Source organism: Streptomyces sp. NPDC001407 (genome assembly GCF_042895325.1).
Taxonomy (GTDB): domain Bacteria; phylum Actinomycetota; class Actinomycetes; order Streptomycetales; family Streptomycetaceae; genus Streptomyces.
Genome location: NZ_JBIAWF010000015.1, coordinates 41,982 through 54,721 on the forward strand (window position 1 = coordinate 41,982; position 12,740 = coordinate 54,721).

The 12,740-nt window shown below is 71.5% G+C and carries 16 protein-coding genes; 10 read left to right on the top strand and 6 right to left on the bottom strand.

What is annotated here, in order from left to right; all coding sequences use genetic code 11:
* The first annotated feature begins 38 nt into the window (after positions 1-38).
* The 4 genes from ACFY1P_RS21025 to ACFY1P_RS21040 all read left to right on the top strand — a co-directional run bounded on the left by ACFY1P_RS21025 (position 39) and on the right by ACFY1P_RS21040 (position 4,265).
* Positions 39-1,250, top strand: a complete 1,212-nt coding sequence (locus tag ACFY1P_RS21025; RefSeq protein WP_390751525.1) for an energy-coupling factor transporter transmembrane component T — start codon at positions 39-41, stop codon at positions 1,248-1,250.
* The gene (locus ACFY1P_RS21030) at positions 1,247-2,887 is read left to right on the top strand and encodes an ABC transporter ATP-binding protein (protein WP_390751526.1); all 1,641 of its coding nucleotides are present in this window, start codon (positions 1,247-1,249) and stop codon (positions 2,885-2,887) included. The genes ACFY1P_RS21025 and ACFY1P_RS21030 overlap by 4 nt, the downstream gene beginning before the upstream one ends.
* Before the next feature lie 128 nt (positions 2,888-3,015).
* Positions 3,016-3,783: an ECF transporter S component gene (locus tag ACFY1P_RS21035; protein ID WP_361531977.1), complete on the top strand. Its 768-nt coding sequence runs from the start codon at positions 3,016-3,018 to the stop codon at positions 3,781-3,783.
* Positions 3,784-3,848: 65 nt separating this feature from the next.
* Positions 3,849-4,265: a GNAT family N-acetyltransferase gene (locus ACFY1P_RS21040; protein ID WP_390751628.1), complete on the top strand. Its 417-nt coding sequence runs from the start codon at positions 3,849-3,851 to the stop codon at positions 4,263-4,265.
* Here the strand turns inward: ACFY1P_RS21040 and ACFY1P_RS21045 are convergent.
* Complete coding sequence (locus ACFY1P_RS21045) at positions 4,205-4,735, bottom strand: GNAT family N-acetyltransferase (RefSeq protein WP_390751527.1); 531 nt, start codon at positions 4,733-4,735, stop codon at positions 4,205-4,207. The genes ACFY1P_RS21040 and ACFY1P_RS21045 overlap by 61 nt on opposite strands.
* A gap of 22 nt (positions 4,736-4,757) precedes the next feature.
* On the bottom strand, positions 4,758-5,114 hold the full coding sequence (locus ACFY1P_RS21050; RefSeq protein WP_390751528.1) for a hypothetical protein: 357 nt from the start codon (positions 5,112-5,114) through the stop codon (positions 4,758-4,760).
* Between the two features lie 136 nt (positions 5,115-5,250).
* Between ACFY1P_RS21050 and ACFY1P_RS21055 the strand changes: the two genes are divergently transcribed.
* Genes ACFY1P_RS21055 through ACFY1P_RS21065 form a run of 3 tightly spaced genes read left to right on the top strand, consistent with a single transcriptional unit; the run spans position 5,251 to position 7,504 of the window.
* Positions 5,251-6,591 carry a tetratricopeptide repeat protein gene (locus ACFY1P_RS21055; RefSeq protein WP_390751529.1) on the top strand — a complete coding sequence of 447 codons (1,341 nt, stop codon included), beginning with the start codon at positions 5,251-5,253 and terminating at the stop codon, positions 6,589-6,591.
* 46 nt (positions 6,592-6,637) lie between these two features.
* Positions 6,638-6,946, top strand: a complete 309-nt coding sequence (locus ACFY1P_RS21060) for a putative quinol monooxygenase (RefSeq protein ID WP_390751530.1) — start codon at positions 6,638-6,640, stop codon at positions 6,944-6,946.
* Between the two features lie 54 nt (positions 6,947-7,000).
* Positions 7,001-7,504, top strand: a complete 504-nt coding sequence (locus ACFY1P_RS21065) for an NUDIX hydrolase (protein ID WP_390751629.1) — start codon at positions 7,001-7,003, stop codon at positions 7,502-7,504.
* Positions 7,505-7,513: 9 nt separating this feature from the next.
* Here ACFY1P_RS21065 and ACFY1P_RS21070 read toward each other — a convergent pair whose 3' ends face one another.
* The gene (locus ACFY1P_RS21070; RefSeq protein ID WP_390751531.1) at positions 7,514-7,675 is read right to left on the bottom strand and encodes a hypothetical protein; all 162 of its coding nucleotides are present in this window, start codon (positions 7,673-7,675) and stop codon (positions 7,514-7,516) included.
* Between the two features lie 162 nt (positions 7,676-7,837).
* Here ACFY1P_RS21070 and ACFY1P_RS21075 point away from each other — a divergent pair, with 162 nt between their 5' ends.
* Both ACFY1P_RS21075 and ACFY1P_RS21080 read left to right on the top strand, forming a co-directional pair.
* Entirely contained in the window at positions 7,838-8,314 is a 477-nt protein-coding gene (locus tag ACFY1P_RS21075) for a carboxymuconolactone decarboxylase family protein (RefSeq protein WP_390751532.1), read from the top strand.
* 148 nt (positions 8,315-8,462) lie between these two features.
* Positions 8,463-9,386 carry an RNA polymerase sigma-70 factor gene (locus ACFY1P_RS21080; protein ID WP_390751533.1) on the top strand — a complete coding sequence of 308 codons (924 nt, stop codon included), beginning with the start codon at positions 8,463-8,465 and terminating at the stop codon, positions 9,384-9,386.
* A 113-nt stretch (positions 9,387-9,499) separates the two neighbouring features.
* Here the strand turns inward: ACFY1P_RS21080 and ACFY1P_RS21085 are convergent, their stop codons facing one another.
* Positions 9,500-10,729, bottom strand: coding sequence for a hypothetical protein (locus tag ACFY1P_RS21085; protein WP_390751534.1), 1,230 nt, complete (start codon positions 10,727-10,729; stop codon positions 9,500-9,502).
* A gap of 187 nt (positions 10,730-10,916) precedes the next feature.
* Complete coding sequence (locus ACFY1P_RS21090; RefSeq protein ID WP_390751535.1) at positions 10,917-11,666, bottom strand: SDR family oxidoreductase; 750 nt, start codon at positions 11,664-11,666, stop codon at positions 10,917-10,919.
* Between ACFY1P_RS21090 and ACFY1P_RS21095 the strand changes: the two genes are divergently transcribed.
* The gene (locus ACFY1P_RS21095) at positions 11,604-12,215 is read left to right on the top strand and encodes a LysR family substrate-binding domain-containing protein (RefSeq protein WP_390751536.1); all 612 of its coding nucleotides are present in this window, start codon (positions 11,604-11,606) and stop codon (positions 12,213-12,215) included. The genes ACFY1P_RS21090 and ACFY1P_RS21095 overlap by 63 nt on opposite strands.
* Before the next feature lie 62 nt (positions 12,216-12,277).
* Here the strand turns inward: ACFY1P_RS21095 and ACFY1P_RS21100 are convergent, their stop codons facing one another.
* Positions 12,278-12,739 (bottom strand): hypothetical protein, encoded by a 462-nt coding sequence (locus ACFY1P_RS21100; RefSeq protein WP_390751537.1) that lies wholly within the window; start codon positions 12,737-12,739, stop codon positions 12,278-12,280.
* Position 12,740 lies beyond the last annotated feature (1 nt).

Consider the following 12,740-nt stretch of genomic DNA (forward strand, 5'->3'; position numbering starts at 1 on the left):
GGCCGCGGCCTCTGCCGGAACCCGGCGCGGTCCCGCGCGTGGCGGGCGACCGGCCGCTGACGGCACCCCGGGACGGGAACGCGGCCCCGCGCGGACCGGGCGGCGGCCGGCTGCCCCGCCGTACCCACCCGGCGACTGAGGTCACGGCGCACCGCACCCACCGGGCCGACGCGCTGCACGCCGGGGCCTGGTGGGTGTGGGCACTCGGCCTGGCCACCGCCGCGTCACGCACCACCAACCCCCTGCTGCTCGGGCTGCTGATCGGGGTCGCCGGTTACGTCGTGGCGGCGCGCCGGACGGACGCGCCGTGGGCGCGCTCGTACGGCGCGTTCCTCAAGCTCGGGCTGGCCGTCGTCGGCATCCGGCTGGTGTTCGCGATCGTGCTGGGCTCCCCGATCCCCGGTACGCACATTCTGGTCACCCTCCCGGAAGTGCCGCTTCCGGACTGGGCGCGGGGCGTGCGGATCGGTGGCCGGGTGAGCGCCGAGGGCCTGGTCTTCGCGCTGTACGACGGGCTGAAGCTGGCCACCCTGCTGATCTGCGTCGGCGCGGCCAACGCGCTCGCCAACCCGGCCCGGCTCCTGAAGTCCCTGCCGGGCGCGCTCTACGAGGCGGGGGTGGCGATCGTGGTCGCCATGACCTTCGCCCCGAACCTCGTCTCCGACGTCCAGCGCCTGCGCGCCGCGCGCCGCCTGCGCGGCCGCCCGGACCGCGGCCCGAAGGCCCTGCTCCAGGTGGGACTGCCGGTGCTGGAGGGCGCGCTGGAGCGTTCGGTGGCGCTGGCCGCGGCGATGGACGCGCGGGGCTACGGCCGCACCGCCCAAGTGCCGCCCGCCGTCCGGCACACGACGACGGCGCTCACGCTGGGCGGCCTGCTCGGCGTCTGCGCGGGCACCTACGGCCTGCTCGGTGACGTGGGCGCGGGCTACGGCCTGCCGGTGCTGCTCGGCGGGCTCGCCGCGGCGCTGGCCGGGCTGTGGCTGGGCGGCCGCCGCTCGGTCCGCACGCGCTACCGCCCGGACCGCTGGGGCGTGCGCGCCTGGCTGGTCTCCGGCTCGGGCGTCGCGGTCGCGGCCCTGATGATCCACGCGAACTCCTACGCACCGGCCGCCCTCCACCCACCTGCCGTCCCCCTGACGGCACCCGAACTGCCGCTCTGGACCGCCGCGTCGGTCCTGCTGGGCCTGCTGCCGGCCTTCGCCGCCCCGGCCCCCGCCACCCGCACCCCGTCCGAGGAGGACCCGCAGTGATCCGGTTCGAGCAGGTGTCGGTCACGTACGAGGACACCGCCGACGCCGCCGCGCCCGCGCTCGGCGGGGTGGACCTCACGGTGCCCGAGGGCGAACTGTGCCTGCTCGTCGGGCCGTCCGGGGTCGGCAAGTCGACGCTGCTGGGCACGGTCAGCGGCCTCGTACCGCACTTCACGGGCGGCACGCTGCACGGCCGCGTCACCGTCGCCGGCCGCGACACCCGCACGCACAAGCCCCGCGAACTCACCGATGTGGTGGGCACGGTGGGCCAGGACCCGCTGGCGCACTTCGTCACCGACACGGTCGAGGACGAGCTCGCGTACGGCATGGAGTCCCTCGGCGTCGCGCCCGCCGTGATGCGCCGCCGGGTGGAGGAGACCCTGGACCTGCTGGGCCTCGCCACCCTGCGCGACCGGCCGATCGCCACCCTGTCCGGCGGCCAGCAGCAGCGCGTGGCCATCGGCTCGGTGCTGACCACCCACCCGAAGGTGCTGGTGCTCGACGAGCCGACGTCCGCGCTGGACCCGGGCGCGGCGGAGGAGGTGCTGGCGGTGCTCCAGCGCCTCGTCCACGACCTGGGCACGACGGTGCTGATGGCCGAGCACCGGCTGGAGCGTGTGGTGCAGTACGCGGACCAGGTCATCCTGCTGCCCGCGCCCGGCGCGGCACCGGTCGTCGGCGACCCGGCGGAGATCATGGCGGTCTCCCCGGTCCACCCGCCGGTGGTGGCCCTCGGCAAACTGGCGGGCTGGTCGCCGCTCCCCCTGTCGGTACGGGACGCCCGCCGACGTGCGGCGGGGCTGAAGGAGCGCCTCGGCGCGGCCGCGGAGGTGCGTGTGGGGGTGCCCTCGTGCTCCCAGCGGGCCGGGGCCGAGGACGCACCGGCCACCGTCACCGGCCTGTCCGTCCGCCACGGTCGCGCGACCGTGCTCCGCGACATCAATCTGACAGCGAAGAGCGGCGAGATAACCGCCCTCATGGGCCGCAACGGCGCCGGGAAATCCACCCTCCTGCGCACCCTCGTCGGCACCCACCGCCCCGCAGGCGGCTCCGTACGCGTCGGCGGCCGGAAGCCGCACGCCACGGCCCCCGCCGAACTCCTGCGCCACGTGGGCCTCGTACCGCAGGAGCCGCGCGACCTGCTGTACGCGGACACGGTCGCCGCGGAGTGCGAGGCGGCGGACTGCGACGCGCAGGCCGCGCCCGGCACCTGCCGGGCCCTGGTCTCCGAGCTCCTGCCGGGCGTGCCCGACACGACGCACCCCCGGGACCTCTCCGAGGGCCAGCGCCTCGCGCTCGCCCTCGCCGTGGTCCTGGCGGCCCGCCCGCCGCTGATCCTCCTGGACGAGCCGACGCGCGGCCTGGACTACGCGGCGAAGGAGCGCCTGGTGGAGATCCTCCGCGCGCTGGCCGCCGAGGGCCGGGCGATCGTGCTGGCCACGCACGACGTGGAACTTGCGGCGGAGTTGGCGCACCGGGTCGTGGTCATCGCCGACGGCGAGATCGTCGCGGACGGCCCGACGGCGGAGGTGGTGGTCGCGTCCCCGGCGTTCGCTCCGCAGGTGGCGAAGATCCTGGCGCCGCTGCCGTGGCTGACAGTGCCTCAGGTACGGTCGGCGCTGGAGGGGACGGCGTGAAGAGGAACCCCGAGAATCCACCGGGCGAGACGGCGGCCGGCCCCGCACCGGCCGCGCACGCGAACCCCCCGGCCCGGGGAGCCGCACGGGACCGCCAGGCGCGAGCCGTCCGCCTCGGCCCGCGCTCCATCACCGCACTCGCCCTGATCTCCGTCATGGGCGTCATGGCCTTCGGCTGGCCGCTGCTCGCCGACTCCGCGTCCGGGCTCGCCCACTCGCAGGACGCGCCATGGCTGTTCGCCGCGCTGCTCCCGCTGCTGCTGGCCGTTGTGGCGGCCACGATCGCCGACACCGGCCTGGACGCGAAGGCCATCGCGATGCTCGGCGTACTCGCGGCGGCGGGCGCGGCCCTGCGGCCGCTGGGCGCGGGCACGGCGGGCATCGAGCCGATGTTCTTCCTGATGGTCCTCTCGGGCCGGGTCCTGGGCCCGGGCTTCGGCTTCGTGCTGGGCTCGGTCTCGATGTTCGCGTCGGCGCTGCTGACGGGCGGCGTGGGCCCGTGGATGCCGTTCCAGATGCTGGCGATGGGCTGGGTGTCGATGGGCGCGGGCCTCCTCCCGGGCCCGGACCGCCTCCGCGGCCGAGGCGAGGTGCTGCTGCTCGCGGCGTACGGAGCGGTGGCGTCCCTCTGCTACGGCACGGTGATGAACCTCCAGGGCTGGCCCTACATCGGCTCCCTGGCCACGGGCGTCTCCTTCGTCCCGGGCGACCCACTGCCCGAGAACCTGGGCCGCTTCGTCGCGTACTGCCTGGCGACGTCCCTGGGCTGGGACCTCCCACGCGCCCTCGTCACGATCACCGCGACCCTCACGCTGGGCCCGACGATCCTCAAGGCTCTGCGCCGCGCGACGCGGAGGGCGGCGTTCGAAGCGCCGGTGGAATTCAGGAACGGGTAGCGCGGCCGGGGCGATCATCACCTGCCCCCTGGCGGGCCGCACGTCCGCTACGTCCTGGACGAGAAATTCCCGGCGCGCACAATCTCGTTGCTGTGGTCGACGGTCGTCCCGCGGGGATGGCCAGCGGCGTTCCAGTTGATCAGGCAGAGGGCTTTGTCGAGCTGATCTCGATGTGGGTCAGTCCCGCGGCCCGGGGCAAAGGGGTCGGCGACTGCCTGATCCGGGAGGTCGCACGGTGGGCCGCAGAGCGAGGTGCCACGTCCCTGCGCTTGTCCGTGATGCCGGACAACAAGAGGGCAGCCGCTCTCTACGAGCGGCACGGGTTCACGGACACCGGTGTGCCGGGTGACCTCCTGCCTGATGGCACGGGCAGGGAACGGGCCTTGGCCAAGGACCTGATGAACAGCTGGACGCGCAGCACTCAGCGGAGCTCCTTGCCCATCCACACCTCGGCGTACGGGTTGTCCTCGACCGTGTTGTAGCGGGGAATGCGGGCGAACCCCTGCCTGGCATACAGCCCGATCGCCTCCACCAGGTCCTTCCGGGTGTCCAGGACGAGGCGCTCCGCGCCCCACTCCCGGGCGATGCCCTCGGCCGCGGCGAGCAGCGCGGGTGCGAGACCGCTTCCCCGCGCGGCGGGCCGTACGTACATCCGCTTCAACTCGGCGGTTCCACGCTCCCGGTCGAACCAGCGCAGCCCCAGGCACCCCATCGGCTCCCCGTCCCGCCGGGCGGTCAGCAGCACGCCGCGAGGCGGGGCGAGATCGTCGTGCGGCTCCTCGGCGACGTACCCCTCGACTTCTTCCGGCGTCGTGGTACGGCCTTCGTGGAGCAGGAACCAGCGATCGGCGACCTCGGTCATGTAATCCCGCATCAGGCCCACGGCCTCAGGAGAACGAACGGGCTGCGGAGCGATGGTCCACGCGACGGGGAGCGGGGCGGTGCCGGTCATGGCGGCATGGTCGCACGGGGTGTTACACGTGCGCGCCCGAATTACCGGGCGCGTGATCCAGCCGCCAGTGGTTACGGAACCGGCTCAGAGCGTCGGCCGCCGCGCTCGTACGCTCGCCGGCCTCGCAGGCGGCGTGCCAGGCCGCGTCCAGCTCGGCGCATCGGGGGCAGCCCGCCGCGAGCGGGCCGTCGCTGTTGGCCAGGAGACGGAAGGCGGCCCGCTCCGCGCTCATGGCGAGCCGCAGCGATCCGGTCGGCACCTCCCATTCGGCCCCGCCGCCGGGCGTACGCACCTGCACGCGGGAACCGCGATGGCCGATCACTTGGGCCACTCTGTCCTCCCGCGTATCCACCACGTATGCGCCCACTCGATACGTCACGGTGCCCGTTCCTCCTGCGAGGTGCTGCCTGACCTGCTCTTACTTCTACGTAACCGCACGACTGCGCAGAGCGGTACCGTTGGACGGGAGACCGGCACTTGAATCCCTTGAAAGTCCGCGAGAGCGCGTGGAGTTGATGGGTGTGGCAGAGCGGAAGAACGAGGGTCTGGCCCGGCTGCTGGCCGAGAGCCGCTGGACCTACCGCCAGTTCGCCCTGGCGGTCAACCGGCTGGGGACCGAGACCGGCACTCCCGTGAAGTACGACGAGTCGTCCGTGCACCACTGGCTGGGCGGCACGCTGCCGAGAAAGGCCGTACGGCCTCTCGTGCTGGAGGCTCTGGCCCGCAAGCTGGGCCGTCCCGTCACACACGCCGAAGCGGGGTTCCCCGCGTCCGGGGAGAAGGCCACCCCGCCCGCGGACACCGTGGAAGGGCTGGTCGACCTCGGACGGCTGGACATGGACCCGTCCCGGCGAGGCGTCCTGGGAGCCGGGTTGTTCTCCGTCGCGTTGACGATCCCGGGGTGGCAGGACGTCGTCGGACGTGCGGAGGCCGTACAGAGCGGGCGGGCCACGCGTATCGGCTGGCCCGAGGTCGACATGGTGATCGCGATGACTGAGCGCGTGTCGTCCCTCGACGATCAGTTCGGGGGTCGGCACGCCCGGCCCATGGCAGCCGCCTTCGCCGTCAACACCGTGGCCGCGTACCTCCGCGCCGATGCTCCCGACGACGTCCGGCGGGGAATACTGTCAGCCGCTTCCGACCTCTGTTACCTGACCGGATACATGGCCGTGGACGAGGGGTATCACGGGCTCGCCCAGCAGTATTACGTCAAGGCCCTGGAGCTGGCCGGCCAGGCAGGCGATCACCTGACCTACTGCACGACGCTCCGGGGGATGAGCGTCCAGGCCGTGGACCTCGGCTACGGCCCCCGCGCGAGCCGGCTGGCCGACGCGGCCGCCGCAGCGTCACCCCAGGCGGGCCCCCGGATGCGGGCGTTCCTCGCGGGACAGCAGGCCCACTCGGCAGCGCAGTCGGGGCACCGCACCGAAGCCCTGCGGTACATCAAGGAAGCGGAGGTCGCCATGGACAAGGCGGAGTCCCAGGAGAAGACCTTCGGTTCCTACGATCCTTCGTCGCTGCAGTACCACGTCAGCCAGGTGCAGTACGGGCTGGGCGACGTGCACGGCTCGATCAAGTCCATGCAGGAGGCGGAAGCGCTGCGCTACAGCGTGTACCGCCGGGCCCGGGTCCGCCAGCAGTCCTATCTGGCCGAGCGGCAACTGGAGATCGGGCACCTGGAGGCTGCCTGCACCACGTGGCACCGAGTTCTCGACGACTACCCGTTGGTGCAGTCCCAGCGGTGCGACAAACGGATCGCCATCATGCGCTCGCTGATCCGCCCCCACCTCAAGAACGCCAAGGCCCGCGAGCTCTACGACCGTGCCATGACCATGAAGCGCCCGGTGGCGGTGTGACGCCACACGAACAAGGAAAGGTCATCACCCGATGGACGAAGCTGCCATGACCACAGGATTCGGCCTGGTCGTACGTTTCACTCTGCGGAGCCCCGACGCCGCCGAGGGTTTCGACGCGCTCGTGTCCCGGACCCTGGAGGGAATCCGGCAGCACGAGCAGGGCACGGTCACCTACGTGAACCACCGCGTCCCGGGCGAGCCGGGCGTGCGGCTCTTCTACGAGCTGTACGAGGACCGCGCCGCGTTCGACGCTCACGAACGGCAGCCGCACACCCGGCACTTCCTGGAGGAGCGGGAGAAGTTCGTGGCGAAGACCGAGGTGACTTTCCTGGACCGCCTCGACGGGAAGGTCTGAGACGCGGCCCGCCCCGTACACCCAGAGGGACAGCCAGCCTCAAAGCCGCTTTCTATCCTCGTCCACATGAGTACGGCAGCCCACCGCAGGTCCACACCGCTCCACTCCGTCTCGGTGGCGGGAGCCGTCGTGCGCGAGGACGGACGCGTTCTCGCCATCAGGCGGGCCGACAACGGGCACTGGGAGTTGCCCGGCGGCGTACTGGAGATCGCGGAGTCTCCGGAAGCCGGAGCCCGCCGGGAGGTGCTGGAGGAGACAGGCATCGAGGTCGAGGTGCAGCAACTCACGGGCGTCTACAAGAACATGACACGCGGCATCGTCGCGCTGGTCTTCCGTTGCACTCCCGTCGGCGGCCGCGAACGCACCTCCGGCGAGTCCGTCGAGGTCTCCTGGATGGCGCCGGAGGAGGTGACCGCAGCGATGACGGAAGCGTACGCAGTACGGTTGCTGGATGCCCTCAGCAACGACGCTCCGCACGTGCGGATCCACGACGGCCAGCGGCTGATACCGGCACAGTCCGCCAGCTGCGCTCCAGCCTCGCCCGCACCAGGACCATAAAGCGACCGCCTACTTCGCCGACCAGTTGTCCACGGCCTTCACCGACACCTTGAACAGGGCGGCAACCTCCACCCGGTCCCGGCCCTCGACCAGCGCGGACACCGCCGGCAACCGCGCGGCCTCCTGCGCATCCGGCGCCCAGGCCCGCGCATCCCCCACCAGATCACTCACGCACCGTCAACGAGCCTGGTCACCATTGGCCGACGCTGAGCAGTGAGTGGCGCGGTTCGACGCCCGGCCGGGAGACGCGGGTCACATTCGCGCGTGTCACAGGGAGTCGGGCTGCCTCGTCTCAGGGGATGTAGTCACTGACGAGCACTGAGGAGCAACACCATGGACGCGCGACTGAACTTCTTCGCCAGCCCGACCGTCGGCAAGGCCCTGAAGCACATCATGGCGGCGGGCAAGGTGATCAAGGACTCGCCGCTGCCGGCCGCGACGCAGGAGCTGGTGGCGCTGCGCGTGAGCCAGATCAACGGCTGCGCCGTCTGCCTCGACATGCACACCAAGGAGGCCGCGGCCGCCGGCGAGACCTCGGTGCGGTTGAACCTGGTGGCGGCGTGGCGGGAGGCCACGGTCTACACCGAGGCCGAGCGTGCCGCGCTGGAGCTGGCCGAGCAGGCGACCCGGATGACGGACGGGGCCGCGATCCGGGTCACCGACGAGGTGTGGGCGAATGCCGCCAAGCACTTCGACGAGGAGCAGCTCACCGCCCTGGTGCTCCATATCTCCTTCATGAACATGGCGAACCGGATGAATGCCGTCACCCAGCAGCCGGCCGGTGACTACGTACCCGGGCAGTTTCACTGAACGACGTCGGCAAACAGCTCGGGGTCCCGCTGCGGGCCCCGAACTGGTAGGCGTTGCCCTGGCCTGCCGGCCGCCCTGATGATCATCAGAAGATGCCTGCCCGGCACGCACGGCCGGGTGGGAGGGGTTCAAGGGGAGGGGATTCGGCGTGAGCAAGGTCGAGGAGTTCGAGGAGCTGCGGCCGCTGCTGTTTTCGATCGCCTATCGGATTCTGAGCAGTGTGGGTGAGGCCGAGGACGCGGTGCAGGAGACGTGGCTGCGCTTCGACGCCTCGGCGACCGAGCCCACGTCGACCAAGGCGTTTCTGTCGGCCACGGTGACGCGGATCTCGATCGACGTGCTGCGATCCGCGCGGGTCCGGCGCGAGGAGTACGTGGGCCCGTGGTTCCCCGAGCCACTGCTGAGCGATCCGTACCAGAATCCGGCGCGGTCGGCAGAGCTGGCCGACTCGGTGTCGATGGCGGCGCTGCTGCTGCTGGAGCGGCTCAGCCCGCTGGAGCGGGCGGTGTTCGTGATGCGGGAGGTGTTCGCCTTCGGGTTCGACGAGATCGCCGCGGCGGTCGGGCGTTCGGAGGCGGCATGCCGGCAGCTGCTGGTGCGGGCGCGGCGGCACATGGAGGCCGGGCGGCCACGATTCGAGGCGAACCGGCAGGAGCGGCAGGAGCTGGCCACGCGGTTCTTCGACGCACTGAAGGACGGCGACGTGGGCGGGCTGCAGGAACTGCTGGCCGCCGACGTGCAGTTCGTCGGTGACGGCGGCGGCAAGGCCCCGCAACTGGCCAAGGCCCTCGTGGGCGCGGAGAACGTGGCCCGGGTACTGGGCACGGTCTTCCCCTGGCTCATCCGGATCGACGTGACGTGTGAGCCGCACGAGGTGAACGGCCAGCCCGGCGCGATCTTCCGCGACCGGGACGGCAAGGTGCTCCAGACCCTGGCCCTCGATGTGCTCGACGGGCAGATCCAGGCCATCCGCGCCGTCATCAATCCCGACAAGCTCGGCCACATCGGCCCGGTTGCCGACGCCTGGGCCATCGACCGTGAGCTGAAGCAGGCCCGGCGGCGCTCGAACTGACCCCGGGGGCGGGAGCGGGCCGGCACAGTCCGCCCGGACAACGACGTACGCGCCCCCGTGATCGTCGTCGGCTTCCAGCCGGCCGCACCCACAAGCTCGCCCCAGGTCGCGCTTCAGTCGGTCTTCGCCGACGCGTCGAAGAACGTGAGGATCCGGGGCAGGGCTTGCCACACCGATCCGTTGTGGTCGAAGTCGCCGACATCGGTGAGCCGGGGTGCGGCGCCGCTCCTCGTCAACTGGTTCGCGCAGTACTTCGCGTGGCTGGGGTCGACGTCCTTGTCGCCCAGGCCGTAGAAGATCTCCACCGGAACGTCCGGCCGCCAGTCGCAGGTGTTGTCCATCGGGCGCAGCTTGTCCTTCAGGACGCCGTCGGGCTTGCGGATCTTGTTCAGGAAGTCCTCGGTGAACAGATCCTTGGACGCCGCCGGGAGTTCGCGGGCGATCTCTCGGCTGGGGTGATGGCCGTCGAAGAGGTTTTCCACTTTGCTGTCGTAGGGGGAGCGGAAGACATCGCCGGGGGATGTGTACAGGCCGTACATCTTGTTCCAGGCGGTGACGAAGTAGGCGAGGTAGAGGCCGGATTTGACGATCTTGTCGTCGGCTGCGGCGGCCTCGAAGGCCGAGAGGTTGTAGGGGCCGCTGACCGGGGCGAGTGCCCCCAGCCGGAAGTAGCGGTCGGCGCCCTCCTGCTGAAGCGCCCGGCCTACCAGCATGGTCGCGGGGCCGCCCTGTGAGAACCCGCTGACCTGGACCTTCCGCTTCAGCTCCCGGCCGTTTCGATGGGCGACGGTCCTGGCCGCGCGCAGGCCGTCCACCGAGGCCGCGACGGTGGCCCCGGGGTCACCGTAGGGGTGGAAGCCTTCGCCCGAGCCGAGGCCCACGTAGTCGGGGGCCGAAACGGCCCGCCCGGTCGAGGCGAACAGCAGCGCTGCGAGCCGGTCGTCCGACTGCGGATTCTCCGAGGCGACGTCCTTGCGGTAGACGGTGGTGCCGTGCAGCCAGGAGACGGTCGGCAGGTGGCGCGCCCTGTTCTTGGGCAGGACGACGAGCTGGCTCGCGGTCGTGGGGGCGCCCGCGCTGTCAGTGGTGCGGTAGGTGACCCGATAGGCGGTCACGCCGTAGCGGACCTGGGACGATTCGATTTTTCCGTCGACTTTTCCCCGTAGTTCCCCGGCCACTTCCTCCGCCGTGAGGTCGGCCGCTTGCTCGATGGAGACGACGGCCCCGCCTTGTGCCCGAGCGCTGTGGGAGCCGGCCGCCGAGGCCGGAGTGACGAGGGCGGAGACACCGCCGAGGGCCGCCGCACCAGCCAGAACCCGGATTTTCGTTCGCCGTGAAGTCATGAATGGATCATGCCTGTCGGCCGGCCTGCTGGGGCATGGAGCGACCCCCCGGGCCGCAAAGGGGGAAAGCCCCCTCGGGTCCGTAGGGGAGGCGGGACCTCTGATTCCTACGGGCCAGGTCAGCCCCGACGCCGCCGAGGGCTTCGACGCGCTCGCGTCACGGACCCTGGAGGGATGGCCGACAAGCTCAGGCCACCTGTGCCGTGGCCGCGAGGACCAGCTCGCGCAGGGTGACGCGCTGCGGCTGCTGGTACGCGAAGCCGATCGCCGCAGCCACGTCTTCGGGGGCCAGCACCTCGATGGAGTCCTTGAAGGCCTGGTAGTCGGCCTTCACCACCTCGTCGGTGGTGTGCGAGAGCAGCTCCGTCTCGACGGCCCCGGGGGCGATGGTGACGACGCGGACCCCGTGGCCCGCGACCTCCTCGCGCAGGCTCTCGGACATGCCGTGCACGGCGAACTTGCTGCCGCTGTAGACCGTGTGGTTGGCATACGTCCTGCGGCCCGCGACCGAGCTGACGTTGATCACCGTGCCGCGGCCGCGCTCGATCATGCCGGGCAGGACCGCGCGTACCCCGTGCAGCAGGCCCCGCACATTGACGTCGAACATCCGCTCCCACTCCTCGGCCGGCTGCCTGGCCACCTCGCCCAGCAGCATCACGCCCGCGTTGTTGACGATCAGGTCGGCGGGGCCGTACAGCGCCTCGGCCTCGCGGACGGCCCCGGTCACCGCCTCGGCGTCGGTGACGTCGACGGACCTGGCGAGGGTGTCGGGGAGGCCGAGCGCCTCGATCCGCTCCACCCTGCGGGCCAGCAGCAGGAGCGGGTGGCCGAGCCGCTGCGCGTCGGGTTCAGCAGTCCGCTCGCCGGTGAGCTCGTGCTGTTCACCGCCGCCGCGTACCGCGAGCGGCACCCGGCGGCCGGCGAGGTCCTGCTGCACGAGACTCCGCTCTCCGACCCCTTCGGCCTGCTGCGCTCGGGCGAACTCGACCTGCTGCTCGCCCAGTTCCCCGTCGTCGAAGCCGATCTGGCCACCGGCCCCGTGCTGATCTCCGATACCCGCGTGCTGGCCGTCTCCACCCGGCACCCCTTCGCGAAGAGGCCCTCCGTCCGGGTCGACGACCTCGCCGGGCACAAGGTGCTCAGCCTCTCGGGGCCCGTCCCGGACTACTGGCTCGACCACCTCCTGCCGCCCACCACTCCGGCGGGCCGGCCCGTCGAGCGCGGTGAGCGGGCGGCGACCCGGCAGGAGCTCCTCGCCCTGGTCGGGGCGGGACGCGGGGTGCATCCGGCCGCCGCGCACGAGGTCAGGTACTACGCCCGCCCGAATATCGCGTACGTCCCTTTCGACGACGCGCCCCCGCTAGAGTACGGCCTGGTATGGCGGGCCGCGGCGGACACCGGCCGCATCCGCGCCTTCGCCGAGGCGGCGGTGGAGACGGTACGCCGGCAGGGCGGGCCGGGGGACGTCTGTGCGGAGTGCCGCTGATCCGACCCAGGTGAGCGACCCTGTTCGGGACACGTTTCGACCGCGTCGGACAAACGACAAGCTCAGTCGATGTACACGAACACCCGCTCCCCACCCAGCCGTTCCGCCCCGTCCCCCGTCGAGATCGTGAAGTCCAGGATCCCTGGCGGCTTCTGGCGGCCGCCCGCGTAAGCGCTCATGCGGGGGTAGAGCACGACCCATTGGCCCGGCTTGCAGTCGAGGTTCAGGGCGACGGACTCGCACGTCAGTGTCTCGTTGTCCGAGTCCTGGCCGGGTGTCACCACGCCCGCCAGGATCTCCTCCTGCGGAGTGCCCTCGTGCTCCCAGCGGGCCATGGTGAGCTGGGGGTCCATGAAGGCCATCCGGCTCTTCCGCAGGTTCTCGACGGTGATCCGCACCGTTCCGATCCACTCGGTGCCTATGTTGCGTACGACGACGGACGGGTAGTTGAACTGGCTCCCGTGAACGGCGCGCAGCTCCCCTCTGGCCTCGATCGACAGACGCGCCGCGTTTTCCTCGGTCATC

Bases quoted from the DNA above. Each gene is read 5' to 3' on its own strand.
- ACFY1P_RS21045 (WP_390751527.1), bottom strand. From the start codon at position 4,735: ATGACCGGCACCGCCCCGCTCCCCGTCGCGTGGACCATCGCTCCGCAG.
- ACFY1P_RS21055 (WP_390751529.1), top strand. From the start codon at position 5,251: ATGGGTGTGGCAGAGCGGAAGAACGAGGGTCTGGCCCGGCTGCTGGCC.
- ACFY1P_RS21060 (WP_390751530.1), top strand. From the start codon at position 6,638: ATGACCACAGGATTCGGCCTGGTCGTACGTTTCACTCTGCGGAGCCCC.
- ACFY1P_RS21075 (WP_390751532.1), top strand. From the start codon at position 7,838: ATGGACGCGCGACTGAACTTCTTCGCCAGCCCGACCGTCGGCAAGGCC.
- ACFY1P_RS21085 (WP_390751534.1), bottom strand. From the start codon at position 10,729: ATGACTTCACGGCGAACGAAAATCCGGGTTCTGGCTGGTGCGGCGGCC.
- ACFY1P_RS21100 (WP_390751537.1), bottom strand. From the start codon at position 12,739: ATGACCGAGGAAAACGCGGCGCGTCTGTCGATCGAGGCCAGAGGGGAG.